The following is a 24,246-nucleotide window of genomic DNA, read 5'->3' on the forward strand; positions in this document are numbered from 1 at the left end:
ACAATCGCCGGGGTTTGTGACCGCTGAGGGGCAATCGGAGTCGATTCATGGCATTGCGAGGAACATCTGTCGTCCGGCGCGAGGACGAGCCGCTGCTGCGCGGGCAGGGACAGTTCGTCGCCGACCTCACCGCCGATGCGGACTGGGACGGCTTGGCGCATGCCTGCTACGTGACCTCGACGGTTCCTCACGCCCGCGTCGCCGGTCTGGACGTGAGCGAGGCACGCAACGCTCCCGGCGTCATCGATGTCGTCACGGCCGCCGACGTCAACCTCGAGCCGTACCCGTCGCCGAGCCCAGCGTTCGACGCCGCCATTGTGCGCCCGATGCTGGCCACCGATCGGGTGCGGTTTGTGGGCGAGCCCGTCGCCGTCGTGGTGGCCGAGACCTCAGCCGCTGCGATCGACGCAGCCGAGATGGTCGTGGTCGACTACGAGCCGCTGCCGGCGATCGTCGATCCCGAGGCGGCGATCGACGGCCCCGCACTGTTCGAGGGCATGGCCGAACCGAACGTTGTGGTCCGCATGTCGCTCGAGGACTCCGAGGCCGATTTCGAGGGGTGCGAAGCCGTCGTGGAGGTGCGCACGGTCAACAACCGCATCGCGCCGTGCCCGCTGGAGCCGCGCGTCGCCGCGAGCCGCTGGGCTGACGACGGGCGCCTGCACCATGTCAATGCCGGCCAGGGCCCCCACCCGGTGCGCGCCGGTCTCGCCAAGATCCTGAACCTCGACCGTTCCCAGATGCGTGTGCTCTCACGTGACGTGGGCGGCAGTTTCGGCGCCAAGGCTCGGCCCCATCCCGAGGAAGCGCTGCTGGGCTGGCTGGCGGCTCGTGTCGGCCGGCCGGTCATGTGGGTGCCCTCGCGCAGCGACGACATGGTGGGGCTCGTCCATGGGCGCGGACAGATCCAATACTGCCGCATCGGCGGCACCCGCGAGGGACGCATCACGGCGTTCCACGTGCACGTGGTCCAGCAAGCGGGTGCCTACGGGAACATGGGCGCGGCGCTGCCGAACAACGGCAAGGCGATGCTGGCGGGCTGCTACGACATCGCGACGCTCGGATTCACCTCGGTCTCGGTGCTAACCAACACCACGCCGACCGGCCCCTACCGCGGCGCCGGCCGGCCCGAAGCCGCCGCGGCGATCGAGCGTGCCGTTGACGCCTTCGCCGCCGAGATCGGCATGGATCCCGCCGAAGTGCGCCGGAAGAACTTCTTGCAGCCCGAAGTCTTCCCCTTCAAAACCCGCACCGGCATGCCCTACGACTCGGGCGCGTACGAGGCCAGCCTGGACGCAGCACTTCAAGCAGCCGACTACGGCGCCTTGCGCGCCGAGCAGGAGCGTCGCCGCGCCGATGGCGCCGAACAGCTGCTCGGCATCGGACTCGCCACCTACGTGGAGCGCACGGCGGGCGTGGGACGGTCCGAGTACGGGGCGGTGGAACTCGTCGAGGGCGGCCGCATCGTGGCCCGCACGGGGTCGTCGCCCTACGGGCAGGGCCACCACACCTCCTGGGCGATGCTGATCTCGGATCGGACCGGTATGCCGATGGACCGCATCGACGTCGTCCACGGCGACACCGACGAGGTGCCTCGCGGTGAGGTGACAGGCGGCTCGCGGTCGGTGCAGCTCGCGGGCGCAGCCATCTGGGAGGCCTCCGCCACGCTGGTGGATCAGGCCCGAGAGGTGGCGGCCACGCTGCTCGAAGCCGATCCTGCCGACATCACGCTTGACACTGAGGCCGGCGCGTTCCACGTCGTCGGCACGCCGGCGGTGTCGGTGGACTGGGCTGCCATCGCCCACCACCTCGCCTCGGCCAATGGAGAGGCGGGTCGGCGCCTGCTGCACGCCGAAGAGGTGTTCGACTCCGAAGCACCCACCTTTCCCTTTGGCACCCACGTGGCCGTCGTGGAGGTCGACCATCACACCGGAGAGGTGGAGCTGGTCCGCCTCGTCGCCTGCGACGACGCCGGCACCATCCTCAATCCGCTGCTGGCGGCCGGGCAGGTGCACGGGGGCCTGGCCCAAGGTGCGGCCCAGGCGCTGTACGAAGAATTCGTCTACGACGACGACGGCAACCCGCTCACGGGGAACTTCGCGGACTACCCGATCATTTCCGCAGCCGAGCTGCCGTTCTTCGACCGGGTGGTGCTCGAGACGCCCACGCACATCAACCCGCTCGGCGCCAAGGGCATCGGCGAGTCAGGCACCGTCGGCGCCACGCCCGCCGTCCAGAACGCTGTCATCGACGCCGTCGCGCACCTGGGCATCCGCCACATCGACATGCCGCTCACACCCCAACGCGTCTGGCAAGCAATCACCGACGCCACCGGTTAGGCAGCAATCTCACAGCAGAACTGTTGGCATTGCCTGCGACGTGTGCCAATTAGCGTGTGACCGTGCTCTTGGACCGCATCACGGTGGATCCTCATCGCATGGGCGGCTTGCCCTGCATCAGAGAATTGCGTGTGACCGTTGCTACAGTGCTCGAGCAGCTTGCCGCCGGTAGGACTCACGACGAGCTGCTGTGCGACTATCCGTACCTCGAGGCGGCCGACATCAGTGCCGCACTTGAGTTCGCAGCCGCCCGAGTCAACGAGCGAGAGTTCTCCGCCATCGTCTCGCTCAGTCCGACCAGCATGCGGGTTCGGGATCTGCCCATCTGGTGACGCTACGTGGCCGTGCCATGCTGCCCGCCACCATCGCTCAGTCGATCGGATCCTCTGACTCCTGCAGTTCGGCTTTGACGATCGGCCGCACGGCGGCTGTGACTGGCGGCAAGGGCTTTGGCCCGGGCTTCGCGTCGGCGGCGTTGAGTGCCCGCAGATTGCGCGCGGTTACGAGTACTCGGTTCTCGAGAGACCCGATGCTCTTGTTGTAGGACTTGACTGCTGTGTTGAGGCCCGCGCCGATGCTGCCCAGTTCCTTCGCATGCGTGCGGAGACGCTCGTACAGCCTCTCGCCGAGTTCGGCGATGTGCTTCGCGTTCTTCTCCATCTCTTGCCGCTTCCAAGCGAAAGCCACCGAGTTCAAGAGCGCGATCAGAAGTCCTGGACTCGTGATGAGTACTCGGTGCTCGTGCCAAGCCGCCTCCCAGCTACCCGCATTTGCCTTCATGGCGGCGTCGAGCATCGAGTCAGTCGGCACATACATGATGACGAATTCAGGCGCATTTGGCAATTCTCTCGTGTAGTTCTTTTTGCCCAATTGTGCTGCATGAAGGCGAAGGGCGTTCGCATGCTTGTTGAGTTGAGTCCGCTGTTCTTCCTCGTCCTCAGCGTCAACGGCGCGCCGGTAGGCCTCCAAAGGGGCCTTCGCGTCGATCACGATGTCCAGATTCTCAGGCAAGTGGACGATGACATCGGGACGTTGATCTGATTCAGCGGCGATTGTCGCTTGTTTCACGTAGGAGACGCGTTCGGTCAGACCGGCTAGCTCGATCACTTTGCGGAGTTGCTGTTCGCCCCAGCTGCCCCTCATGCGCGAGTCCCCGAGCACATTGCGCAGCTGTCGAGTCTCCTTGGCGAGACTCTCCCTGGCATCTTCGGCCTGGCCTACCTGCCGGTTCAATTTGTCCAAATCCTCGCGAACTGGATTAAGCAAGTCCTTCACCTGCTTTTCGGCGACTTCGGTATGGCCCTTCGTGAGTTGACTGAATTCTTCGAGGAACGCTGTGCGGCTCGACTCGGTGATCTGTGCCGCGAGTCCCTTGAATTGCTCGGCGAGTTCCTGTTGGGACTGTCGCGCGATCGCGGCCTTGGCCAACTCGACGTCGCGGCCGTTCAACTCCGTACGCAATTGTTCGGCATTCGCTCGCGAGGCTCGCAGGCGTGAGGACAGGGCAGCCCACACTGCACCTGCGCCGGCGGCAAGACCGACCGTCACTCCGATCATGACGGCAAGAACGGCAATACCAGTGGACATACGGTTCACTCCTTGGTGACGGCAGGCAAGCGCCTCTTCCCAACGCGCCGGGTCATCCTGCGCTGCTCACTGTCTAGCGAGGTATGGCGTCGCTGCCAGAGCCGCAGCAACGTCGAGCTGAAGTTGACAATTGGCCGCTGACTTTCCTGCAATTGGCCGCACCGTTCCTTTACAATTAGCCGATGGTTGTCGATCGGCTGGTCCCGCGGCTCGCACAGCAGCGCCTACGCGAGGCATTGGCCGACTCCCCGGTGGTGTTCGTGCACGGGCCGCGCCAGTGCGGCAAGACCACCCTGACTCAAATGACCTGTGCGCCGAGTGCACTGGAGCGGGGCGCACGAAGCAGGCTGCGCAGCACGACGAGCACCGAAGCGCACATCTCAGGCAGCGAGACGCATGCCTACATCACATTCGATGACCTCACCGTCGTCGAGGCTGCCCGCAGCGACCCCATGGGATTCGTCGATCGCCTGCCGCCACGCGTCGTGCTCGACGAGGTGCAACGGGTGCCGGAGTTGTACACGGCGATCAAGCTGGCTGTAGACCGCGACCGCAGTCCGGGCAGATTCGTCTTGACCGGCTCGACGAACCTGCTGCTGATGCCGACGCTGGCGGATTCGCTGGTGGGCCGGATGCAGATCGTGCGAATGCATCCGCTGACACAGCGGGAGCTGAGCACCGAAGCGCACGCTGGCGACGCACAGGCAGATGAGACCGGAGTGCTTCCGAGAGAGGGTGCCGACTTCTTGGATTCGCTGTTCAGCGGCGGTTTCAGCGTGACACGCGTGGAGCCTGAGCGTTCCCGACTTGCCGATCGGATCGCTGCGGGGGGCTATCCCGCTGCGGTTGCCCGCCCCGCAGGCGCGCGTCGGCTGAACTGGTACAGCGACTATCTGACTTCCGTCATCCAGCGAGACCTGCCGAATATCTCGCGCGTACGCGTGCCCGATGCGCTGTCCCGCCTGCTCGAGGTCTGCGCAACACAGACAGCGTCACTGCTGAACGTCAGCAATCTCGCCAGTCAGCTGCAGATCAGCCGTCCGACGGTCACTGAATACCTGTCCGCTCTTGAGCGGTTGTTCCTAGTCGATCGTCTCCGCCCTTGGCACAGCAACCGCAGCAAACGCATCATCAAGACACCCAAGCTGCATCTGGGAGACGCCGGGCTCGCCTGCGCACTGCTCGGGGTGAGTGCGGCTGACATCTACCAGGACCGCAAGCTGCTTGGCCAGCTCACCGAAACGTTGGTGTACAGCGAACTGCGAAGCCAGGCGAACGCCCACCCGGCTGCGCACCGACTGTTCCATTTCCGCGACAGGGACGGTGTCGAGGTTGATCTCGTCATCGAGCGCGGCGCTCACCGCGTCGGCGGCATCGACATCAAGGCATCGGCGACGGCCACTCCCGCGGACTTTCGCGGCCTCCGAAGGCTCGCCGCCGCGTCCGGCGACAGATTCGTCGGCGGCGCCGTCATCTACGACGGGGAGATTGCCGCCAGTTTCGGCGACCGCCTGTGGGCACTGCCCATCTCCAGCCTGTGGTCGCCAGACTTCACTTCGCATTGAACCGGCGCCTCCCCCGATCGGCAGTCCCACAGTTGGGCGGTCTGGGAGTGTTCACCACCTATACGGGCACTAGAAAATGGAGACCTTCTCGGGAGGGGTCCACACCTTTTTGACAGACCCGGACCGAACAAAGTGGCCTCAAGGCCATGGCGTTCCTGAATTACTGCGCGTTCATGCTGAGCGAGGCAGCGAATGCGGATGCCGAATCGGCGAACTAAGGATGCGGTGCCGATCCTAGGATCGCCTCGAAATCAGATGGCGCAATGGCCGGCGGCACTTGTTCGTCCCATTCGAGGAGGTCTTTGTCTCCGGAGACGATGAACTCGGCATTGTGCTCTCTCGCGAGCGCCACGAGATAGTCGTCGTCGGGATCACGGGTCCATTGCTGTACGTCGCTGGGATCGGGCACGAGACCGACCACCGTAGTCAAGTGCGCGATGAACCTGTTTGCGACTGCGCTGTCGACGCGTGCGGTCACTCGTGGTCGGGTCGTCGTGACTCTGAGTATTTCGTCGAGCAGCTTTTGGCACGCAATGATCTCGAAGTCGCCACGCTCTAGCCAGCGTTGGAGGATGCGATGCGACGCACCTCTCCCCATTACGGCTGACACGAACACGTTCGCGTCCACCACGACTCGCATCGGATTGGATCAGCGCGTTCGGTGAGCCTGTCGAACTGCCCGCACTTCCTCAACTGCGATTTCGAGAGCCTCTTCTTCGGAGAGGTCCGAGTTGTTCGCGGCGTTAGCGGCGAGGTCAGCGCGGATCTCGGCCGAGTGCAGCGCCCACGCCGACTGCCTGGTGATCCCCAGGGCGTTGCCGATGGCTTCCCATGTCACGCCCGCGGCGCGGGCAGCAGCCACATGTTCGCGCTTGAGGTCGTCGCACTCGATGGCGGCGCGCGCGAGTTCCTGTAGCGCTTCAATCGGATTGGCCGGCAGGCGTTCGGGAGCTATGAGGCTCATGTTTGTCAGTGTACCCTGACAAACGCGGAGGGATCAACCAGTCGACTCTGAAGCACATAAGCCATAGTCCTGCTCGCCCTCGGCTGCGATCCTGCTTGCGAACTCAGCTGCTCTGAGGATGTCTCCGATGCGCTCCTCGTCGCTCCGGCTCATAGCGTGATCGCATCTTCCAGCATCGAGTCGTACGGGGGCCGGAGCGCGCGCAGCGAGCAGACGTCAACCTCGCATCCCAGCAAGTCGCTGAGGTCAAGTTCCAGCCCTGCCATGTCCAACATGGTCGCTCCGTCATCGAACTCGGCGACGAAGTCGCAGTCGCTGTGGGGTCCATCGGTGCCGCGCGCAACCGAACCGGCCAACGCGATCGAAGACACGTTGTTCCGAGACGCGGCAGCCCGTATGGCCTCGCGGTGATGGAGCAAGAGCGCCTCTCGACGGGACACAGCTCAAGCGTAATCCCGTTGGTTTCGCCGGTTGATGACGACTACCAGAAGGGATCCGCACGGCAACGAAGCTTGAAACGTGACGCAATGCGGTCCGGGCCAAACCAGTCCCGAAGTGCCCTGCGCTGACGGGCTCGAGGTTCGTGCGTCTAGCGTCGGCGTCAATGCGCGGCACACACGGCGATCTCTGCGAGTGCGCCATGAGCGGCAAGGACTGGGGCTCCTGAGGCCGCGGCGCGCCGCGGTGGCGGCCCCCCTCGCAGTCCTGCTGCTGGCGGGGGCCTGCAGCACGGGCACCGACCAGGCGCCCGAGCCCGCCATTGCCTCGACAACAACAGTCACCCCCGTCGCGGGTACGGCGGGTGTTGCCACGACGACCAGCGAGGCCTCGCAGATCGCGGTGCCCACAACGCAGGCGCCTGCGGAAACGGGGCCACGACGCGGCGGCACGCTGCGTGTGCTGCTGGCGGCCGACCCCACGCCCATCACCGGCTGGACACCGTGGGATCACGTGTGCGCATGGTCGTGCCGAAACGTGCTGGACCATGTCGTGGAGACGCTCATGGTCGTGCTCCCCGACGGAACCGTCGTGCCCTGGCTGGCGGAGTCGGTCTCGGTCGACGCGTCATTGCAGCGCTGGACCGTGACACTGCGGCCGGACGTCGCCTTCACCGACGGCGAGCCCTTGGATGCGCTCACCGTCAAGACCGGCATCGACGACTACCTGCGCTCAGGTCGAGCCAGCGGCGGCCACCTGCGAGACGCCCGCATCACATCGGTGGTCGTCGTCGACGATCTCACGCTGCTCTTCGAGCTGAGCGAGCCCAATGCCGGCCTGCCCGCTGCGCTGGCGGGCCCGGTCGGGCGCGTCTTCTCCATCGTCGCCGCCGACGCCGACCCGGACCTCTTTGCCAGAGCGCCGGTCGGCACCGGTCCGTTCGTCTTCCGGCGCTGGTCGGCCGGCGAGCCGGCGGTCCTGCAAGCGAACCCTGGCTACTGGCGGACCGCCGCGGACGGTTCGACACTGCCGTGGGCCGACGAGATCGTCTTCACCGAACTCGCCGACGAGCGGGAGCGGCTCGAGGCACTGCTCGACGGCCGCGGCGACATCCTGATGTCGAGATCGGCAGAGCTCGCCACAGCCGTGGCCGCTGCGACCGACAGCGTTGGCCGCTCGCTCGCCACCATCCAACGGCACGACGACAACGCCGGAGTCGTGCTGTTCAACCTGCTCCGTGCCCCGCTCGACGACATCCGGGTACGGCGCGCGCTGATCGCTGCGGCCGATCAGGAACAGCTCATCTCCGCACTCGGGCCCGATGTCGACCGGCTGGCGGCAACCCAGTGGTGGTCGCCCGAGAGCATCTGGTATTCGACCGAAGCTGCCGCGGCCTGGCCCGACCATGACCTCGAGCGTGCCCGCTCGCTGCTGGGTGAGTACATCGAGGATCCTGAGCGCTCCGACGACCGGGATCCCGGCGAGCCCGTGCGCGTCAGAGTTCTGTGCACCGACGATCTGTCGCTGTCGCGGATGACGGCGGAACTCGAGCGTCAATGGGAAGACACCGGCCTTGTCGACGTCGACGTCGAGACGGTGGCGCGTACCGGACTCATCAGCCGCGTCATGGGCTCGGTCGTCCAGAGCCCGTCGTTTGCCGGTGACTTCGGAGCCACCTGCTGGCGTGTCGGCGGCGAGTCCGATCCGGCTCTGCTGGCGTCTGCTGCTGTGGGCCCGGTGCGCACCACGCCGCTGAACGTGTCCAACTTCACCGGAGAGCACTTGGCGTCGCTGGCGAGCCTGATCAAGTCGACGGACGCAATCGACGAGCGGCGCCAAGCCGTCGCGCAATTCATGGCAGAACTCGCGAACGAGGCCCCCTACGTGTTCCTGTCCTACGCATCGAGTGTCGTAGCGGCCACCGCAGATGTCGGTGGGCTCGGGAGGGCGACGCTTCCCGACGGCAGAGTGGCGGAAGGCCAGCGGCTCGGTGTCGGCCGTTACGACGAGGTGTGGCTGCGCCGTGAGTGACGGCGTTGATCGGCGCATCGTTGAATCGTCGCCGATCCCGGGTGTCACCCAGCTCGGCTGGCTCCGCCGGCCAGGCCCGGGCCCGCAGGTCCCGCCGGATCACGGCGTGAGCCGCGTCGCGGTGGAGCACCGCGGCGCCTACGAACTCGTCGACGAACGGGGCCGGGCGACCGGCGCACTCGACGCCGCGCTGCGCGACGCCGCCGGAACTCCGTTCGATTACCCAACGGTCGGTGACTGGGTAGTTCGCTCGCTTGAAGCTCGACACAACCAACGCGTCGTGATCGCTGAGGTGCTCGAACGCAGCTCCGTGCTGTGCCGACGCGCTGCTGGGCCACGGGCGCAGCCGCAGCTCGTGGCGGCGAACGCGGATGTCTTGGCGGTCGTCACCACGCCCGGGCCAGCCGGCGATGGTTCTTCCGCGGCAACGGCCGGCGCTGGCCACCGGATCGAGTGGTATCTGACGGCGGCATTCGGCGGGGGAGTTCGCCCGGTGATCGTCGTGAACAAGATCGACACGGTGTCCCACGCCGAGTGCGAGGCGACCGTCGACGCCTTGCGCCGACGCCTCGGCGCGGCAGCCGACGACGTGCCGATCCTGCAGACGTGCGCCCTCGACGGTCGCGGGCTCGACGGTCTCGCAGCATTGGCCCACGACGGCGCGACCGTGGCCCTCAGCGGTCCTTCCGGGGTGGGCAAGTCATCGCTGGTGAATCGGCTTGCGGGGGCCGAGGTCGTGCCGGTGGCGCACCTGAGCCCTGACGGCCGCGGACGGCACACCACCGTGCGCCGCCAACTCGTTCCCGTCGGCGGACCGGGCGGCGGGACCCTCGTCGACACGCCGGGCCTGCAGGATCTGATCCCATGGGTTGGCGATCTGGGATTGGCCGGGGCCCCGAGTGGCCTCGGTGGCCTCGCATCAGCCTTCGGCGAGATCGTCGGGCTGTCTCAGGGCTGCCGCTTCGCCGACTGCGCGCACACCGTCGAACCGGACTGCGCGGTCACTGCTGCGGTGGCAGATGGCGATTTGGCGCCCGAGCGTCTCAGCACCTACCTCGAGGTCGTGGCGGACATGGACACCGGCGATCCGTTTCGCAGCGGGCGCGCCTGACGTCGAGGTGTCTGCGTATCGCTGAGCTCAGCGGCCCTTGAACTCGGGCCGCCGCTTGTTCATGAACGCGTCCACGCCTTCTTGGTAGTCCTCGCTGTCGAAGCACGCCCGGATCATTGCCTCCACCTCGGTGAAGTCGCGTTCAGACTCGGGCTTCTGCCACTGCGTCGACGCTGCTTTGGCGGCGGCAATGGTCAGCGGTGCATTCTGGCCGATGAGATCGGTCCACTCGGTGACCGAGGACTCGAGGTGCGCCTTGGGGACAACCCGGTTGACAAGACCCATCTGCAGCGCCTCCTGCGCCCCGAAGCGATCAGCCAAGAAGAAGATGCGCTTCGCCGCGGATGGCCCGACCAGGCGCATCAGCGTGCCGATTCCTGCGGCGCCGTAGCCAAGTCCGAGCCGTGCGGCGGGGATGGTGAACTGGGCATCCTCGGCGGCAACGCGCAGGTCGGCTGTCAGTGCCACGGCGAGCCCACCGCCGATGCAATAGCCGTGAATGGCCGCGATGAGCGGCTTGGACAATCCCAGCAGCGCCGCATGCGCTCGCGACGTCGTGTCGTCGTAGTCGCGGTTGCCGCTCGCATCGGATCGCTGCTCGCCGAACTGGCTGATGTCGGCGCCCGCGGCAAAGGCGCGCTCCCCGGCGCCCTGGATGACGACCACCCGGATCTCGTTGTCGCCTTCCAGCTCCGTCGCTGCGGCGGTGATGCCGTCCCACATCTGGGCGCTGATGGCGTTATGCCGTTCGGGATGATCCAAGATGATGCGGCCCACATGGCCGTCGCGTTCGAGATGCACCTGCCCGCTCACGGCGGCTGACGCTACCGCCCGCCCCGCAGCCATGCCGGAGATGCATCCGGCCGCTGTTGTGTCGAGGCGAGAGCATCGTCGGCGGTGCGAGCGTCGAGCGAGGCCCGAACTCAGGACTCGGGCGGCACCCAGCTGGCGTCTCGGCGCTCCCGGAAGGCGGCAATGCCCTCGGCGGCCTCGTCGCTGCGGAACAGACGCTGGCTCAGTTCGGCCGTCCACTCCCAGGCTTCGGCGCGATCCATCGCGGGCACCCTCGTCACGAGCTGTTTCGTGTTCGCCAGGGCGTTGGGGCCTCCTCGCACCAGCCGCCTCAGCGTCTCCGACACCTCGTCGTCGAGCTGGTCGCGGGGCACCGCGCGGTTGATGAGCCCCGCTGCCGCCGCCCGAGGTGCGGGCACCCGCTCGCCTTCCAGGAACAGCTCGCTGGCATCGGCCCGGCGGAGCTTCGGCAGGCAGACCACCGAGATCACCGCAGGCGCTACGCCGATGCGGACCTCGGTGAAGCCGATGATTGCGTCGTCGGCTGCGATCGAAATGTCCATGGCCGCGGCCAGCCCCACGCCGCCTGCAGTGACGTGACCCGCCAGCCTGCCCACCACCGGCTTGTCGCAGGTCATGATCTGCTCGAGGATCTCCACGAAGTTGTGGCGCTGCGTCGGCTGGGGAACCCCAGGCTGAGCGGCCCGAAGGTCGGCACCGGCACAGAACGTGTTCCCCACGTGGGTGAACAGGATCGCCCGCACGTCGCGATCGGCCAGCGCTGCATCGAAGTGATCGCCGATGCCATTCACGATCTCGACGCTGAGGGCGTTGCGATAGTCGGGCCGATTCAGCGTGATCGTCGCCACCCCACCCGCGACCTCATAGAGCACGGCTGCGTCGGAATCGTCGGTCGACGTGCGATCGTCGACGTCGTTGCCTGCATGGTCCTGTGACATCGCGGCGATGTTAGGCACCGTCGCGGCTCAGTCAGGCTCGCGTGGACGCGCCGTTACGATTCGGGTATGGAGCCCATCGCCGCCACTCCGGCATTGCGCCTCGCTGATCGGTTCCTGCGTGCCTGCGATCTGCCGGCGCTGATCGCGGATGACGACGGCCGCGGCCGCGTCGTTGCCATCCGGCAGTTCGTCAAGGACTGGGCGACATCGGACCCGGCCCGCCGTCGCGAAATGGTCTGCGACGCACCCCGCCGCCGTCGCTGGTGGCATCGCTTCAACGACAGACGCTTCGATTTGGCCCGCATAGCGGCTGTCGTCGCGGCGCTATGCGACCGCGACGGTGTGCCAGTACCGGCGTGGGCCGGCTTGAGTCGAGCGTCGCGTCCGATCACTCTGACCCAGTCCGCCTTTCCTGCGACGCCCTGGAATGATCACATCCGCTCCGAGGCGCCCGCAGCCTGCGTACGGCACAACGTGTGGTTCCGCGAAGTCGACCTCGACGACCATCGGGTGCATGGATTCCGCTGAGAGCGCATCGGCGGGCGACGATCTCCCGTTCACCGGGAGCGAGATGCTCCGCTACTTCTCAGAGCTTGACAGCATTCTGGTCAGTACCGGTGCGAGCACCATGGTCCACCTGTACGTCGGCGGGGGAGCCGTCATTGCCGTCAAGACCGACGCTCGGCTCACCACCGACGTCGACGTCGTCTCCGAGGGCATGACCGAGCAGCTGCGCCAGTGCGTCGCCGAGGTCAGCCGGCGCCATCGGGGACTGCGCCCGGACTGGCTGAACGACGGCGCAAAGCTGCATCGCGTCAGCCTGCCCATGGCACCCGAACGCCTCTACACCGGCGAACGCCTGCTGATTGACTCGGCAGGGGACCAATACGTGCTCGTGATGAAGCTCGCCAGCGGACGCCAGATCGACGAGGCCGACTGCGAGATCCTCATCCGCACCATCGGCATTCGCACCGAGAGCGAGCTGTTCGACCTCATCGAACAGGGCGTGCCCGCCGATCTTCGGACACCGGCGATGGTCTACTTCGCCGCCGAACGGCTGGCGGCGGCGTATACGGGTACATCTCGACGGCACCACCCTCGGGGGGCGTCTTCGTAGCTGCTGCTCGACACACGCCGACCGTGAGCTCCATTTGAAACATCCGCCGGGGTCTCGGGATCGCGGTGATTCCACTCGGCCGATGTGGAAGCGCCTTCGAATCGAGCGCCTGGCTCCGGCTGTGACTGGTCGTCAGCATCTCGCTTGTGTTCGGCTCGGCCTAAGAGTGCGCCGCATAGCATCGCTCCCATGGCGGACTGCTTCGTGCATGCATCCGATCTTCACCTTGACGCGCCGCTCGGCAACCTCGGGATGCTCGACAAGGAGCGACAGCGTGACCTTGCCAAACGGGCTGCAGGCGCATGGCAGTGCCTCGTACAGCTGTGCATTGACGAGGAGGCCTCATTCCTGGTTTTGGCCGGTGATATTTTCCACGAAGCAGCAGCCGGTGTAGGTGTGCAACAGCTCTTCCAAGACGGGCTCCGGGAACTCGATGGCAGCGGCGTATCCGTGTTCATCTGCCACGGCAATCATGATCCCTTGGGCAAGGACTTCCGGCCGATCGGCGAGCTGCCGCAGAATGCCGTGCGCTTTGAGCCAGGCAAGCCGCAGTGGCACCCGGTCACGTTGCGCCACAGCCGCGACCGCGTGCAGGTCAGCGGTGTGAGTTTCGGAGTTCAGCACGAACGCGAGAATCTGGCATCGCGCTTTCGTGAAATCGAACGACCGCAGGATGCTGCGGCCCACATAGCAGTGCTGCACGCGAACGTCGGCTCAAGTTCTGGTCATGGCGAGTATGCGCCATGCACGTGGGACGACCTCGACACGGAATCCGTCGACTACTGGGCGCTGGGCCATATCCATAAGCGCGGAATCCGCAGACTGCCGAACGGCGCGTGGGCTGCGTACTGCGGCAATCTGCAGGGTCGTAACTTCAAGCCTTCAGAATGTGAACCCAAGGGTGCGTTGGTCGTGCCGATCGAGGACGGCCGGATTGGCGAACCGGCATTTATGCCGTGCGATCGAGTTCGGTTCGAGCGCAGCGACCTCGAAGTGACTCCCGGCGACTCCGTCGAGTGTGTGTCCAGCAAGATCAGGAATGTCGCACGAGAGCTGGGAGACAAGCACGCGCCTCAACCAGTGGCTTGGAAATGCCGCTTGATCGGGAGCAATGCGGAGGCAACCCGGTTGCACGAGCCAGGCTTCCGCCGCGGACTGCTTGATGGCTCGGCCGACGAGTTGTCTGGCAGGCTTAACGGCGGTGGACTGTGTGACGTCAGGATTTCGTTGCGCGAACCCGTTGACCGGGAGCGAATCGTGGAAGCAGGCGACCTGCGCGTTGAGGTGCTGAATGCACTCGACAGGTTGCGGGATACCGCCGAATCAAGCGACGCAGCCAATCCTGAATTAGGTGATCTACTGCTCGGTCTGCTGCCGGACGACGTCAAGTGGGCTTGGAGGCAAGCTCTCGAGGAGGACCGGGAAATCATGTCCGATGTGGTCGACTTGACCGAACAACTGCTGTTGGCAGCTCTTGACGAGAGATCGGCCGACGCGAAGTGAGCGAACTTCTCCGGGTTGAGTCGGTCAATATCGAACGCTGGGGTCGAGCTTCGGGCTTCAAGATACCGCTTCCTGAGAACGACTTCGTGGTGCTACTCGGTGCCAACGAGACGGGCAAGACGAGTTTCGCATCTGCACTGGCGTGGCTGTTGGCAGGACCCGGTGATCGCGAGTTGCTGTCGCACTTTGGCAGCCCGGGAACAGAACTCAACGCGAGCCTGCGCGGCCGTCTGGGGTCCGAACAGATCACGATTAGCGCCGGCGCGAAGGTGGCGAAGGATGCGACAAGCCACCTGGTGAAGGAGCAGCAGTTTTCTGCTTCGGTCGGCGGCAAGGCATTGCAGCGACGCCAACTCGCAGCCGAATTGTGTACAGGCGGTTTGCACGATTACCGGCGTTTCCACTGGGTCGAATCACTTCAAGTCGACAAGGGATCGGATCTTGCCGACCGACTCTCGGCACAGGCTGTGTTCGGAGGGATCGATCCCTCCGAACACAGCAGCAAACTCGAGAAAACCGCACTGGAAGAGCTGGGAGCGAAGAGCGGTGCGGCGAGGAAGGACTCGGCACGCGAGTTGTGCGAAAAGGTGAACGATCTCGATGACCGATTTAGGACGATTGCTAACGCTGGGCCTGAGTGGGCGCGTATCAGCGACCTTGCGCGGCAGAAGCGCTGCTGTCGTGATTGCATCGATGAACAGATGAGGAGCTTGAAACTTGCCAAGGCGGCGTTCAGTGATGGGCATGTTGACAACGTGAGGAATTGGACCCGCAAACTTGAACAACTGCCATCGCCGTCGCCATCCGAACGGCACCTGTATGACAACCGCGAGAACGTAGGCGAAGCGATCGCAAGACTCGAGGAAGCTGAGAATGAGTGCCAACCAGTGAGCAACGCGGCAGAGCAGCCGTCCGACCGCTCGTGGAGTGAGCGCAGAACGGTCGCGGGCGGCATCGTTGTAGCGCTGGTCGCTCTGTTGGCATTGTTCGTCGACCGACGACTGTCAGGGCTGTTGGTTGCAGGTGCTTGCGTGGCGGCGGCCGTGCTTTTCCAGCGACGTCGGAGTCGCGACCTGGACGATGACGGAGCATCGACGCCATCGGATGGGGCCGAAGCACACCGACGGCAGAGGCTCGCGACCGTGCACCGCATGTTCGCAGGTGCCAAATATATGCACTCTTCACCGACGATTCGGGGTGACGAACCGGCCCAGTCCGAAGACGAGGCACCGGCTTCGACAACGTTTGCGCGCAAGGCGGACGCGGCACCTGTTGCGATCAACGACGCCGCTTCCGCTCGCGCCATGCTCGGAGCGATTAGAGAGCGAGTCGAAGGCCACGACCGGGCCGTGCATTGTGCGGAAGCAGCGCGCACTCGCCTGCGCGAAGCGGTGGAGATCGACCGGGCTGCCCTTGAACACGTCGCCAACGACGATCCAGAGTCGTTGGACGCCCAGATTCGTGGCTTGCAGGAGGACCGAAATAGGCTCGCTGACGGGGCCATCAGCGTCGAACAAAGGCTCGATGAACTAGATACGCGAGCATTTGAGCTGAAGGGGTTATCGGACGAGGCCGCTTACAATCGGTTGGAACGCGGCCAGCGAGTGACAGAGATTCGCGCCAAGATCGTGCGAGGTCTGGGGTGTGGCCTCGCGGCGAAACTGTTGGACGACACCGCCGATTCGTACCTCAGCGAGCGTCAACCAGAGTGGTTGCGAAAGGCCAACCGGCGGGCGTCAAACGTGGCCGATTGGACTGGAATCCGCATGATTTCACAGTCCTCCGACGGCGAGAAACAGGCCGATGATGAACATCGCCTGCTGGTGGATGGTCCTCGTGGGGAGCATTCGGCACATCGACTGTCCTTGGGAGCGCGCTCACTGTTGTTTCTCATGCTGCGACTGGCGACGGTGGCAGAACGGGGTGAGGAATCGGGCGTGCGGCTGCCGGTGATTCTCGACGATGTGCTCGTCGGCCTTGACGATGATCGGGCCAAGCGGTGTATCGGCGAACTACGTGAATTCTCCAGACTGCATCAGGTCATGCTGCTGACCTGTCACGGCAGCACCGCCGAACTCGCGAAGGAGGCGGGCGCGAACGTGGTGACCTTCCCGCCACGACCGTCGCGTGTCGGGACTTAGGCTGCCGCGATGACTGAACTGTTGGCACAGGCTTCCTCGGCTACCGACGCCGTGGATGCACTGCTGGAGATCAGCCGCAGCACGGAGGTGTGCGGCACCGAGCCCAGCTGGATCTGCGAACGCGTTCTGGACTGGACCGGCAGCGAAGGCTTTGCGTCGGCGTCTGTGTGGATCGTGGACAAGCCGCTGACGGTCCTGATCATCTTGGTGCTCGCGATAATCGCTCGCCGGGTCGTGCGTCGCGCCATCGATCACATGGTGGAGCGCATCGCTTCGGACAAGAAGCACGCCGAGGAAGACGAGGCTGCCCGAACCGCCGAGGAAGGGCGCACGTGGGACCCCGAGCGCCTGTCGGCCAAGATGCGGCAGCTGCGCGAGCGCACCGAGCGTGCCAGCCAGCGGGCCACGACGCTCGGGACGCTGTTCAAGAGCGTCGCCACGACGATCATCTGGGCCGTCGCGCTCATGATGCTGCTCGGCGAGTTCGACGTGAACCTCGGCCCCCTCATTGCGGGTGCCGGCATCGTCGGCGTCGCAGTCGGCTTCGGCGCGCAGTCGCTGGTGCGGGACTTGCTCACCGGCGTGTTCATGCTGATCGAAGACCAGTACGGCGTCGGCGACGTGGTCGACCTGGGCGATGCGGTCGGAACCGTGGAGTCGGTGGGGCTGCGCACCACACGGCTGCGTGACATCTCGGGCACGGTTTGGCATGTGCCCAACGGCGCGATCGCACGCGTCGGCAACATGTCGCAGCTGTGGGCACGCGTGCCGCTCGATCTCGACGTTGCCTACGACACCGACCTCGACAGGGCCATGGAGATCATCAAGCGCGTCGCCGACGACGTGTGGCACGAGCAGGGCGAGAACACCACGGTGCTCGAAGAGCCGAGCGTCGTGGGCGTGCAGGCATTCGGGGCCGACGCGGTCACCATCCGCGTCATGGTCAAGACCGAGCCTTCCGAGCAGTGGGCCACAGCGCGCCTGCTGCGCAAGCGCATCAAGGACGCGTTCGACGAGGCAGGCATCGAGATCCCGTTCCCGCAGCGGACGGTATGGGTGCGCAGCGGCGAGCCCTCCGAAGCCGATGGCGAGAGGGCGGTGGGCGCGTTCCAGACGACCACCACGCCGCTGCAAGCCGAGGACGCCGACGGCGACGGTGCCGACCTCTGAACCGGTCTCGCTGGCCAGCTCAGACTGTTAGCTCTGTGCCTGCGCTTCGGCGGGGGCGAGCACCACGCTGACCACCGGGTGTGCGAGCGCATCGTCGGCCACGAATGACAGGTCCTCGATCCGGCCCGCATCGATCAAGTCGAGCTGCGTCCCCGACAGCACGGCGACGTCAGCACTCGCAGCGCTGACCGTCACCCGCTCGGCCGGAACACGCAGGCTCCGTCGGGCTTCGGTCTTGGCCCGTCGAACCTCGCTGAGCACTGAAGCCGTGAGTTCAAAGGCGTTGGCGGGCAGATCCGGAACCAGCGCGGCCATCTCGTCCGCGTCGGGCCACGATGCCCGGTGGATCGACTCGGGCCGCCACCACGACCAGATCTCCTCGGTGACGAACGGCAGGAAGGGTGCGAACAGCCGCAGCAGCACGTCGAGCGTGACCGTGAGCGTGAGGTGCGCGTCTGCGGCTGCCTCGTCGCCCTGCCCGCCGTACGCACGGCCCTTCGCCAGCTCCACGTAATCGTCGGTGAAGCGCCAGAAGAACTGCTCGGAGCGTTCGAGGGCCCGTGCGTAGTCGAATTTCTCGAACGCGTCGGTGGCTACCCGCACCAACTCGGCAAGCTCGCCCAGCAATGCCGCGTCCAGCGGATTGCGGACGGCGCCGTCGTTGTCGCCTGGGCTCGCTGCATCTGCCGGCATCGCCCCGCCCGAGAGCGTCAAGGCGAACTTGGCCGCGTTCAACAGCTTGATCGCCAGGCGCCGTCCGATCTTCATCTGGCCTTCGTCGAAGGCGGTGTCGGTGCCGGGCCGACCGTTGGCCGCCCAGTAGCGCACGGCGTCGGCGCCGTAGGTGTCGAGCAAGTCCACCGGCGTCACCACGTTGCCCTTCGACTTGGACATCTTCTTGCGGTCGGGGTCGAGGATCCAGCCCGACAGCGCACAGTGCCGCCACGGGGCACTGTCATGTCCGAGATGGCTGCGTACCGCCGTCGAGAACAGCCAGGTCCGGATGATGTCGTGGCCCTGGGGGCGCATGTCCATGGGGTAGGTGCGCTCCCACAGGTCGGTGTCCTCGCTCCACCCGCAGGCGATCTGGGGCGTCAGCGACGACGTTGCCCAGGTGTCCATCACATCGTGATCGCCGATGAAGCCCCCCGGCTGGCCTCGCTGAGACTCGCCGTAGCCGGCTGGCACCTCGCTGCTCGGATCGACGGGCAGAGCGGCGTCGTCGGGCACGAGCGGCCGTTCCCAGATCGGCTCGCCGCCGTCGTCGAGTGGGTACCACAGCGGTATCGGCACCCCGAAGTAGCGCTGGCGGCTGACCAGCCAGTCGCCGCTCAGGCCCTCGATCCAGTTCGTGTAGCGGCCCTGCATGTAGGGCGGATGCCAGGTCATCTCCGAGCCGCGGGCAATGAGCGCATCGCGCAGATCGGTGTCGCGACCGCCGTTGCGGATGTACCACTGGCGGCTCGAGACGATCTCGAGCGGCCGGTCGCCCTTCTCGAAGAACTTCACTGCGTGGGTGATCGGGCGCGGCTCGCCGATGAGCTCGCCGGAGTCGCGCAACAGCTCCACCGTTGCGTTGCGAGCGCCGCCCACGGCCTTGCCGGCCAGGCGTGCGTAAGCCTCGCGACCAGCAGGCGTGTCGATTCCCGCAGGCGGTTCGGGGATCAGCCGGCCCCGGCGGTCCACGATCGCCCGCACCGGCAGGTTGAGCTCGCGCCACCACGTCACGTCGGTCGTGTCGCCGAATGTGCAGATCATGGCGATGCCGGTGCCCTTGTCGGGCTCAGCCAGCTTGTGCGCGACAACGGGCACTTCGACACCGAACAGGGGAGTGACCACGGTCGAGCCGAACAGCGGCTGGTAGCGCTCGTCGTCGGGGTGCGCTACCAGCGCGACGCAGGCGGCCAGCAGTTCGGGCCGTGTCGTTTCGATCTCGACGGTGCCGTGGCGGGCGCCATGGGAGTCGATGCGATGGAAGGCGATGCGGTGGTACGCGCCTGGCCGTTCTCGGTCTTCGAGCTCAGCTTGTGCCACCGCAGTGCCGAAGGTGACGTCCCACAGCGAAGGCGCTTCGATCTGGTAGGCCTCGCCGCGTTCGAGGTTCTCCAGGAACGCACGCTGCGCGATCCGCTGGCAGCGCTCGTCGATAGTGGCGTAGGTCATCGACCAGTCCACGCTGAGCCCGAGCTGGCGCCACAAGGCTTCGAAGGCGCGCTCGTCTTCGTCGGTGAGCACGTGGCACAGCTCGATGAAATTGCGCCGGGAGATCGCCAGCTCGCCGCGGGCTTCCACGGCCTTGGGATCACTGCCGTCAGCCGGCGGCTCGAAGTTCTCGTCGTACGGCAGGGAGGGGTCGCAGCGCACGCCGAAGTAATTCTGGACGCGGCGTTCGGTGGGCAGACCGTTGTCGTCCCAGCCCATCGGGTAGAAGACCTCGCAGCCGGCCATGCGCCGGTAGCGGGCGATGTTGTCGGTGTGGGTGTAGCTGAATACGTGACCCATGTGCAGCGAGCCGCTCACCGTCGGCGGCGGCGTGTCGATGCTGAACACCTCCTCACGAGCCGCAGTGCGATCGAAGCGGTACACGCCGGCGGATTCCCAGCGCTGGGACCACTTGGCCTCGAGTCCGTCGACGGTGGGCCGTTCGGGCACCTGGGTCATGTGCGGCAAAGCTACCGGCGCGTGCAGAGGCTGAGCCCCCGATACGCGTGCCCCGCGAATGAGGCGAGCTGTGGCTTCCGGCTCCGTATGCAGCCGCGGTCCAAGCGGCCGATGCGCCGTCAGTCCGGCACGATGATGACGCCCTCATCGCGCATGGCGTCGATCTCGTGCGCGTCGTAGCCCAATTCATGGAGTATCTCGACTGCGTGCTCGCCCAGCAGTGGCGCATGCCGGCGCAGACGCGTCGGCGTCGCCGAATACACGACCGGGTCTGCCACGTATCGGTACGAGCCTTCGGTGGGATGCTCGGCGATGCTCACCAAACCGACGGCAGCCAACTGAGGATCCGCATCGAGATCTGCGAGGTCCATGACCCGTGCCGCCGGGATCGAGTGCTCGTCGCAGTACCCAATCCACTCGTCGGTCGTGCGACGCACCGAGAGCTGCCCGAACAGCGCGTACAGGTCGTCGATGTGCGCAATCCGGGAGTTGTGATCCGCAAAACGTGGATCCGAGGCCAGATCGGGTCGATCGACGAACGCGAAGAACGCCCGGTACTGCGCGTCGTTGTAGGGCAGCAGGCAGACCCAGCCGTCCGCAGTCGGGTACGGACGTCGGTGCGGTGTGAGCAATCGGTCGTACCCGAACGGTCCCTCAGGCGGCTCGAACACCGCACCGCGGTAGTGCTCCACCAGGTTGAACGCCACCATCGTCTCGAACATGGGCACTTCGATGGATTGCGCTATGCCGGTTCGCTCCCGGTGAAACAAGGCCGCGAGCACGGCTTCGACGACATGGAGCCCGGTGACCTTGTCGGCGACCACGGCCGGCACGAAGCCGGGCTCGCCAGCGATGCGACCGATCAGATTCGACAGGCCTGAGGCTGCTTGGATGGCGTCGTCGTACGCCGCCTTGTCCCGGTACGGACCGCCGCTGCCATACCCGTTCGCCCGACAGCAGATGAGGTGCGGGTGCTGTGATCGCAGCGCATCGGCGCCGAGGCCGAGGCGTTCGAGCGCAGCCGCTCGCATGTTGGTGACCAGCACGTCGGAGTTCGCCAGCAAGCGCTGCATGGCCGCCTTCCCGGCTGCGGACTTGAGGTCCAGCGCCAGCGAGCGCTTGTTTCGCTGGATGTTGAGGCTGAAGCCGGACATGCCCGCGGATCGAGCAGGAAGACCGTTGCGCGTGGAGTCGCCGTCCAGCGATTCCACCCTGATGACATCGGCACCGTGATCGCCCAGCATGCGGCACGCCATCGGCCCCATCAGCACGGTGGTGAGATCGACGACGCGCATGCCGTCAAGGGCGCCGGCCGATTCGTTGGCGGCCCCGGCGGTACTTGCAGCTTCTGGCATGTGATCCTGGCCTACTCAGTCGATCCGGCTGCAGCCGCCCGGCGCTCTTCGCGCTCGGCGGCCTTGATGCCGTGGCTCATGATGATGGTCGGTGCGAGCAGCATCGAGCCGACCACGAGCGCCACCGCAATCAGGGTGGTCAGCAGCGGGGTGTATCCCCAGCGGATGCCGATGGCACCGCAGATGAGCGAGCCCGCGTAGAGGCCGTACCCGGTCCGCTGCCCCAGGCTGGTGATCCGCTTCAGCCGCGCTCGTCGGGCAACGACGTCGTCGATTGGCTGGCCCGCCGCAGGCGCAGCGCCCTGACGGCTGACGGCCGCGCGCTGATGAGATTCCTCGCCGTCAGCCACGGCCCCATTATCTCGGCACGCTGTGGCGTTCAGGCTCCGAAGAGCTGTGGATCGTGGCTCTCGGTCGGCTCGTCGCCTGAGGCGTGGGGGGCTGAGGGGCTCTCATCGGGCGACGGCTCACGGGGCCACGGAGCGGGGGCTGGCCAAGGGGCCGGCTCGACACGCGACGCCCAGGCGGGCTCGGCGTGTGCCGGTTGGGGACTCGGTGCGGCCGCGGGAGCAGTCGGCGCCGCCGTCGCTGCGGGTGCTGCAGTTGCCGCGCCCACGAGCGGCGGATGCTCCAGCGTCGTGGGCTGCGGTGCGGGCAACAGCACGACCGCAGCCTCGTCGTAGTCGTCGAAATCGGTCAGTGAGACCGTCTCGAGCTGTCTGATGGCCGATGTTGACGGCCACATCAGCCGGAATCCGACATTGGCCAAGCCGGCGGCGGTCACCAGATCGCCCAGCGTGATGACGTCTTTCAGAGGTGCCAGCGGGATCGCACTGCCCAGCCACGCGGCGATCGTCGCGTCGTCTGACCACCGCCGTGCCGCACCGAGCAGCACGCGGTCGAGTCCGTCGAAGTCGATGATCCCTGCGGCCACGACAGCGCCTTCGCTCACCGGCACGTAGCCGTTCACGAGGAGCACACCGAGATTCGCGGCGATGCCGACCGCAGCGACGCTTGCACCGGTGATGTGCCGATTGAGAAGGCAGACGGCGAGCAGCAACGCCAGTGAGATGCCGAGCGCGAACCTGCCCGCGAGCATGTTGGTGTCCAGCCCGACAGCGAGCGACAGCACTGCTCCCAGGGCCAGAACGGGCCAGTAGTGGATGTGCGCCGCTCGAATCCTGCTGAAGATCTCGCGCGGCGTGCCGCCCGTGACGAGGGCGACAGCAAACCCGAGGCCAACTCCGATGATTGTGACGAGCACGATGAGGAACACCGTCTGCCGACAGTACCGGTAGGCGCGCGAACGTTCGGGGATTTCATAGACATCACTGCGGCGCGCTACGAATGGGCGTAGCGGCAGTTGCGAGCACACCTGCCGGCTCGCGCGGTTAGCTTTGCGCTGGCCGTGCGCCTGAGACTTCTGGAGGAGCAACGACGTGCTGGACGTTCGAGCAGAGCTGACCGCCACCGTGTGGAAGGTGGTCGCCGAGGTGGGTACCACCGTCGCGGAGGGTGACGAATTGATCATCCTCGAGTCCATGAAGATGGAGATTCCGGTCACTGCGCCCGAGAACGGCACCCTGGCCGAGATGCGTGTGGCCGAAGGCGACTCGGTGGCTGAAGGCGATGTGCTCGCGGTGGTCGCTACGTCGTGACTTCCGGCGTTCGCGCCGTTCTGCGACGCTGCACCGGCACCGTCGCGCACGTCCTGCGGCGAGCCCACCCGTAGCCTTGACGCTCCGTGGGAGCTGCCGTTGCCTTCGAAGGCGTCGTGGCCCTGTTGGACCGCTTTCCCGCATTGGCGGGAGTGGACCTCAGCGTGGCGGCCGGCGAGATGGTCTGCCTGCGCGGTCCCAATGGCGCCGGCAAGAGCACGTTGCTGCGGGCATGCGCGGGGCTCGTGCCGGTGCGAGGCACGCGGGCCGACGTGCTGGGCTTCGATTTGACAGCGGATCGTCGCTCCGTACGGCGTCACGTCGGTTTGCTGGGACACCGAGCGCCGTTGTACGGCGATCTGCGGGTTGACGATCAGGTTCGCCACTGCGCCGAGCTGCATACCGCGGCTCCCGCCGAGGTGACGGCCGCGGTCGAACGCTTCGGGATCGGCGGTCGCCTCGGTGCGGTTGCAATCCGGCGGCTGTCTGAAGGTCAGCAGCGGCGGGTGGCGCTGGCGTGCCTGACCATCGCCCGGCCCCGGCTGTGGCTGCTCGACGAGCCGCACGCCGGCCTCGACAGCTCGAACCGGGATGCGCTCGATGACTTGCTGGCCGGCGCCGTCGAGGCGGGCGCGACGGTGATGTTCGCGACGCACGAAGAGGGCCGCACCGGCGTGGCGACAGCTCGCCAGGTTCTTCTGACCGGAGGTCGCGTCGTAGAAGGTTCGTCCGCGCCGCCCACGCCGCCCGCGCCGTCCACGATCGGTCCGAAGAGAAGGCGCGGATAGGTGAACGTTGACGTTGTCGCACCGGTTGTCTCCCGCTCTTGTTCGCTTGCGCTCACGGGCCGCTGGG

At 66.2% G+C, this 24,246-nt stretch carries 22 protein-coding genes; 12 read left to right on the forward strand and 10 right to left on the reverse strand.

From position 1 onward, the window contains the following. Positions 1-47: 47 nt before the first annotated feature. Positions 48-2,339: a xanthine dehydrogenase family protein molybdopterin-binding subunit gene (locus tag ACOGJB_RS16140; protein WP_419838115.1), complete on the forward strand. Its 2,292-nt coding sequence runs from the start codon at positions 48-50 to the stop codon at positions 2,337-2,339. Between the two features lie 62 nt (positions 2,340-2,401). Beyond that, positions 2,402-2,671: a DUF433 domain-containing protein gene (locus tag ACOGJB_RS16145; RefSeq protein ID WP_419838116.1), complete on the forward strand. Its 270-nt coding sequence runs from the start codon at positions 2,402-2,404 to the stop codon at positions 2,669-2,671. A gap of 37 nt (positions 2,672-2,708) precedes the next feature. Here ACOGJB_RS16145 and ACOGJB_RS16150 read toward each other — a convergent pair whose 3' ends face one another. Beyond that, a complete protein-coding gene (locus ACOGJB_RS16150) occupies positions 2,709-3,767 on the reverse strand; it encodes a DNA recombination protein RmuC (protein ID WP_419838117.1) in 1,059 nt (352 codons plus the stop codon). Positions 3,768-4,108: 341 nt separating this feature from the next. Between ACOGJB_RS16150 and ACOGJB_RS16155 the strand changes: the two genes are divergently transcribed. Further along, positions 4,109-5,491 (forward strand): ATP-binding protein, encoded by a 1,383-nt coding sequence (locus ACOGJB_RS16155; protein WP_419838118.1) that lies wholly within the window; start codon positions 4,109-4,111, stop codon positions 5,489-5,491. A gap of 214 nt (positions 5,492-5,705) precedes the next feature. Here the strand turns inward: ACOGJB_RS16155 and ACOGJB_RS16160 are convergent, their stop codons facing one another. The 3 genes from ACOGJB_RS16160 to ACOGJB_RS16170 form a co-directional block, all read right to left on the reverse strand. Continuing rightward, positions 5,706-6,122 carry a putative toxin-antitoxin system toxin component, PIN family gene (locus tag ACOGJB_RS16160; RefSeq protein WP_419838119.1) on the reverse strand — a complete coding sequence of 139 codons (417 nt, stop codon included), beginning with the start codon at positions 6,120-6,122 and terminating at the stop codon, positions 5,706-5,708. Positions 6,123-6,140: 18 nt separating this feature from the next. After that, entirely contained in the window at positions 6,141-6,455 is a 315-nt protein-coding gene (locus ACOGJB_RS16165) for a hypothetical protein (protein ID WP_419838120.1), read from the reverse strand. 149 nt (positions 6,456-6,604) lie between these two features. Then, positions 6,605-6,895, reverse strand: coding sequence for a nucleotidyltransferase family protein (locus ACOGJB_RS16170; RefSeq protein WP_419838121.1), 291 nt, complete (start codon positions 6,893-6,895; stop codon positions 6,605-6,607). Between the two features lie 244 nt (positions 6,896-7,139). On the opposite strand from ACOGJB_RS16170, the gene ACOGJB_RS16175 reads away from it, so the two are divergent. Then, positions 7,140-8,924, forward strand: a complete 1,785-nt coding sequence (locus ACOGJB_RS16175; protein ID WP_419838122.1) for an ABC transporter substrate-binding protein — start codon at positions 7,140-7,142, stop codon at positions 8,922-8,924. Further along, the gene (locus tag ACOGJB_RS16180; protein WP_419838123.1) at positions 8,917-10,035 is read left to right on the forward strand and encodes a ribosome small subunit-dependent GTPase A; all 1,119 of its coding nucleotides are present in this window, start codon (positions 8,917-8,919) and stop codon (positions 10,033-10,035) included. The genes ACOGJB_RS16175 and ACOGJB_RS16180 overlap by 8 nt, the downstream gene beginning before the upstream one ends. A gap of 27 nt (positions 10,036-10,062) precedes the next feature. On the opposite strand, the gene ACOGJB_RS16185 is transcribed toward ACOGJB_RS16180, so the two are convergent. Together ACOGJB_RS16185 and ACOGJB_RS16190 are read right to left on the reverse strand one after the other, a co-directional pair. After that, positions 10,063-10,848 (reverse strand): enoyl-CoA hydratase, encoded by a 786-nt coding sequence (locus ACOGJB_RS16185; protein ID WP_419838124.1) that lies wholly within the window; start codon positions 10,846-10,848, stop codon positions 10,063-10,065. Positions 10,849-10,958: 110 nt separating this feature from the next. After that, positions 10,959-11,786, reverse strand: coding sequence for an enoyl-CoA hydratase/isomerase family protein (locus ACOGJB_RS16190; protein WP_419838125.1), 828 nt, complete (start codon positions 11,784-11,786; stop codon positions 10,959-10,961). Between the two features lie 66 nt (positions 11,787-11,852). Here ACOGJB_RS16190 and ACOGJB_RS16195 point away from each other — a divergent pair, with 66 nt between their 5' ends. The 5 genes from ACOGJB_RS16195 to ACOGJB_RS16215 all read left to right on the forward strand — a co-directional run bounded on the left by ACOGJB_RS16195 (position 11,853) and on the right by ACOGJB_RS16215 (position 17,717). Further along, positions 11,853-12,314: a hypothetical protein gene (locus ACOGJB_RS16195; protein WP_419838126.1), complete on the forward strand. Its 462-nt coding sequence runs from the start codon at positions 11,853-11,855 to the stop codon at positions 12,312-12,314. Continuing rightward, complete coding sequence (locus tag ACOGJB_RS16200; protein WP_419838127.1) at positions 12,301-12,903, forward strand: hypothetical protein; 603 nt, start codon at positions 12,301-12,303, stop codon at positions 12,901-12,903. Before ACOGJB_RS16195 ends, ACOGJB_RS16200 begins: the two co-directional genes overlap by 14 nt. Positions 12,904-13,092: 189 nt before the next feature. Further along, positions 13,093-14,406 (forward strand): metallophosphoesterase family protein, encoded by a 1,314-nt coding sequence (locus tag ACOGJB_RS16205; RefSeq protein ID WP_419838128.1) that lies wholly within the window; start codon positions 13,093-13,095, stop codon positions 14,404-14,406. Continuing rightward, on the forward strand, positions 14,403-16,547 hold the full coding sequence (locus ACOGJB_RS16210) for an ATP-binding protein (protein WP_419838129.1): 2,145 nt from the start codon (positions 14,403-14,405) through the stop codon (positions 16,545-16,547). The genes ACOGJB_RS16205 and ACOGJB_RS16210 overlap by 4 nt, the downstream gene beginning before the upstream one ends. Before the next feature lie 9 nt (positions 16,548-16,556). Then, positions 16,557-17,717, forward strand: coding sequence for a mechanosensitive ion channel family protein (locus ACOGJB_RS16215; protein WP_419838130.1), 1,161 nt, complete (start codon positions 16,557-16,559; stop codon positions 17,715-17,717). A 27-nt stretch (positions 17,718-17,744) separates the two neighbouring features. Here ACOGJB_RS16215 and valS read toward each other — a convergent pair whose 3' ends face one another. The 4 genes from valS to ACOGJB_RS16235 form a co-directional block, all read right to left on the reverse strand. Beyond that, positions 17,745-20,378 carry a valine--tRNA ligase gene (valS, locus tag ACOGJB_RS16220; protein ID WP_419838131.1) on the reverse strand — a complete coding sequence of 878 codons (2,634 nt, stop codon included), beginning with the start codon at positions 20,376-20,378 and terminating at the stop codon, positions 17,745-17,747. A gap of 119 nt (positions 20,379-20,497) precedes the next feature. Then, positions 20,498-21,733 carry a CaiB/BaiF CoA transferase family protein gene (locus ACOGJB_RS16225; RefSeq protein ID WP_419838132.1) on the reverse strand — a complete coding sequence of 412 codons (1,236 nt, stop codon included), beginning with the start codon at positions 21,731-21,733 and terminating at the stop codon, positions 20,498-20,500. An 11-nt stretch (positions 21,734-21,744) separates the two neighbouring features. Further along, positions 21,745-22,083 carry a hypothetical protein gene (locus ACOGJB_RS16230; RefSeq protein ID WP_419838133.1) on the reverse strand — a complete coding sequence of 113 codons (339 nt, stop codon included), beginning with the start codon at positions 22,081-22,083 and terminating at the stop codon, positions 21,745-21,747. Between the two features lie 29 nt (positions 22,084-22,112). Then, positions 22,113-22,997, reverse strand: coding sequence for a DUF5317 family protein (locus tag ACOGJB_RS16235; RefSeq protein ID WP_419838134.1), 885 nt, complete (start codon positions 22,995-22,997; stop codon positions 22,113-22,115). Between the two features lie 175 nt (positions 22,998-23,172). On the opposite strand from ACOGJB_RS16235, the gene ACOGJB_RS16240 reads away from it, so the two are divergent. Both ACOGJB_RS16240 and ACOGJB_RS16245 read left to right on the forward strand, forming a co-directional pair. After that, the gene (locus ACOGJB_RS16240) at positions 23,173-23,391 is read left to right on the forward strand and encodes a biotin/lipoyl-binding carrier protein (RefSeq protein WP_419838135.1); all 219 of its coding nucleotides are present in this window, start codon (positions 23,173-23,175) and stop codon (positions 23,389-23,391) included. Positions 23,392-23,477: 86 nt separating this feature from the next. Then, a complete protein-coding gene (locus ACOGJB_RS16245; RefSeq protein WP_419838136.1) occupies positions 23,478-24,179 on the forward strand; it encodes an ABC transporter ATP-binding protein in 702 nt (233 codons plus the stop codon). Positions 24,180-24,246: the final 67 nt, after the last annotated feature.

Origin of the sequence: Candidatus Poriferisodalis sp., from assembly GCF_965208895.1 — a bacterium.
Classification (GTDB): domain Bacteria; phylum Actinomycetota; class Acidimicrobiia; order Acidimicrobiales; family Poriferisodalaceae; genus Poriferisodalis.

What these genes read in the sequence shown, in the direction of transcription:
- ACOGJB_RS16215 (WP_419838130.1), top strand. Translation starts at nt 16,557, where the DNA reads ATGACTGAACTGTTGGCACAGGCTTCCTCGGCTACCGACGCCGTGGAT.
- ACOGJB_RS16195 (WP_419838126.1), top strand. Translation starts at nt 11,853, where the DNA reads ATGGAGCCCATCGCCGCCACTCCGGCATTGCGCCTCGCTGATCGGTTC.
- ACOGJB_RS16140 (WP_419838115.1), top strand. Translation starts at nt 48, where the DNA reads ATGGCATTGCGAGGAACATCTGTCGTCCGGCGCGAGGACGAGCCGCTG.
- ACOGJB_RS16200 (WP_419838127.1), top strand. Translation starts at nt 12,301, where the DNA reads ATGGATTCCGCTGAGAGCGCATCGGCGGGCGACGATCTCCCGTTCACC.
- valS (WP_419838131.1), bottom strand. Translation starts at nt 20,378, where the DNA reads ATGACCCAGGTGCCCGAACGGCCCACCGTCGACGGACTCGAGGCCAAG.
- ACOGJB_RS16165 (WP_419838120.1), bottom strand. Translation starts at nt 6,455, where the DNA reads ATGAGCCTCATAGCTCCCGAACGCCTGCCGGCCAATCCGATTGAAGCG.
- ACOGJB_RS16205 (WP_419838128.1), top strand. Translation starts at nt 13,093, where the DNA reads ATGGCGGACTGCTTCGTGCATGCATCCGATCTTCACCTTGACGCGCCG.
- ACOGJB_RS16155 (WP_419838118.1), top strand. Translation starts at nt 4,109, where the DNA reads ATGGTTGTCGATCGGCTGGTCCCGCGGCTCGCACAGCAGCGCCTACGC.
- ACOGJB_RS16190 (WP_419838125.1), bottom strand. Translation starts at nt 11,786, where the DNA reads ATGTCACAGGACCATGCAGGCAACGACGTCGACGATCGCACGTCGACC.
- ACOGJB_RS16225 (WP_419838132.1), bottom strand. Translation starts at nt 21,733, where the DNA reads ATGCCAGAAGCTGCAAGTACCGCCGGGGCCGCCAACGAATCGGCCGGC.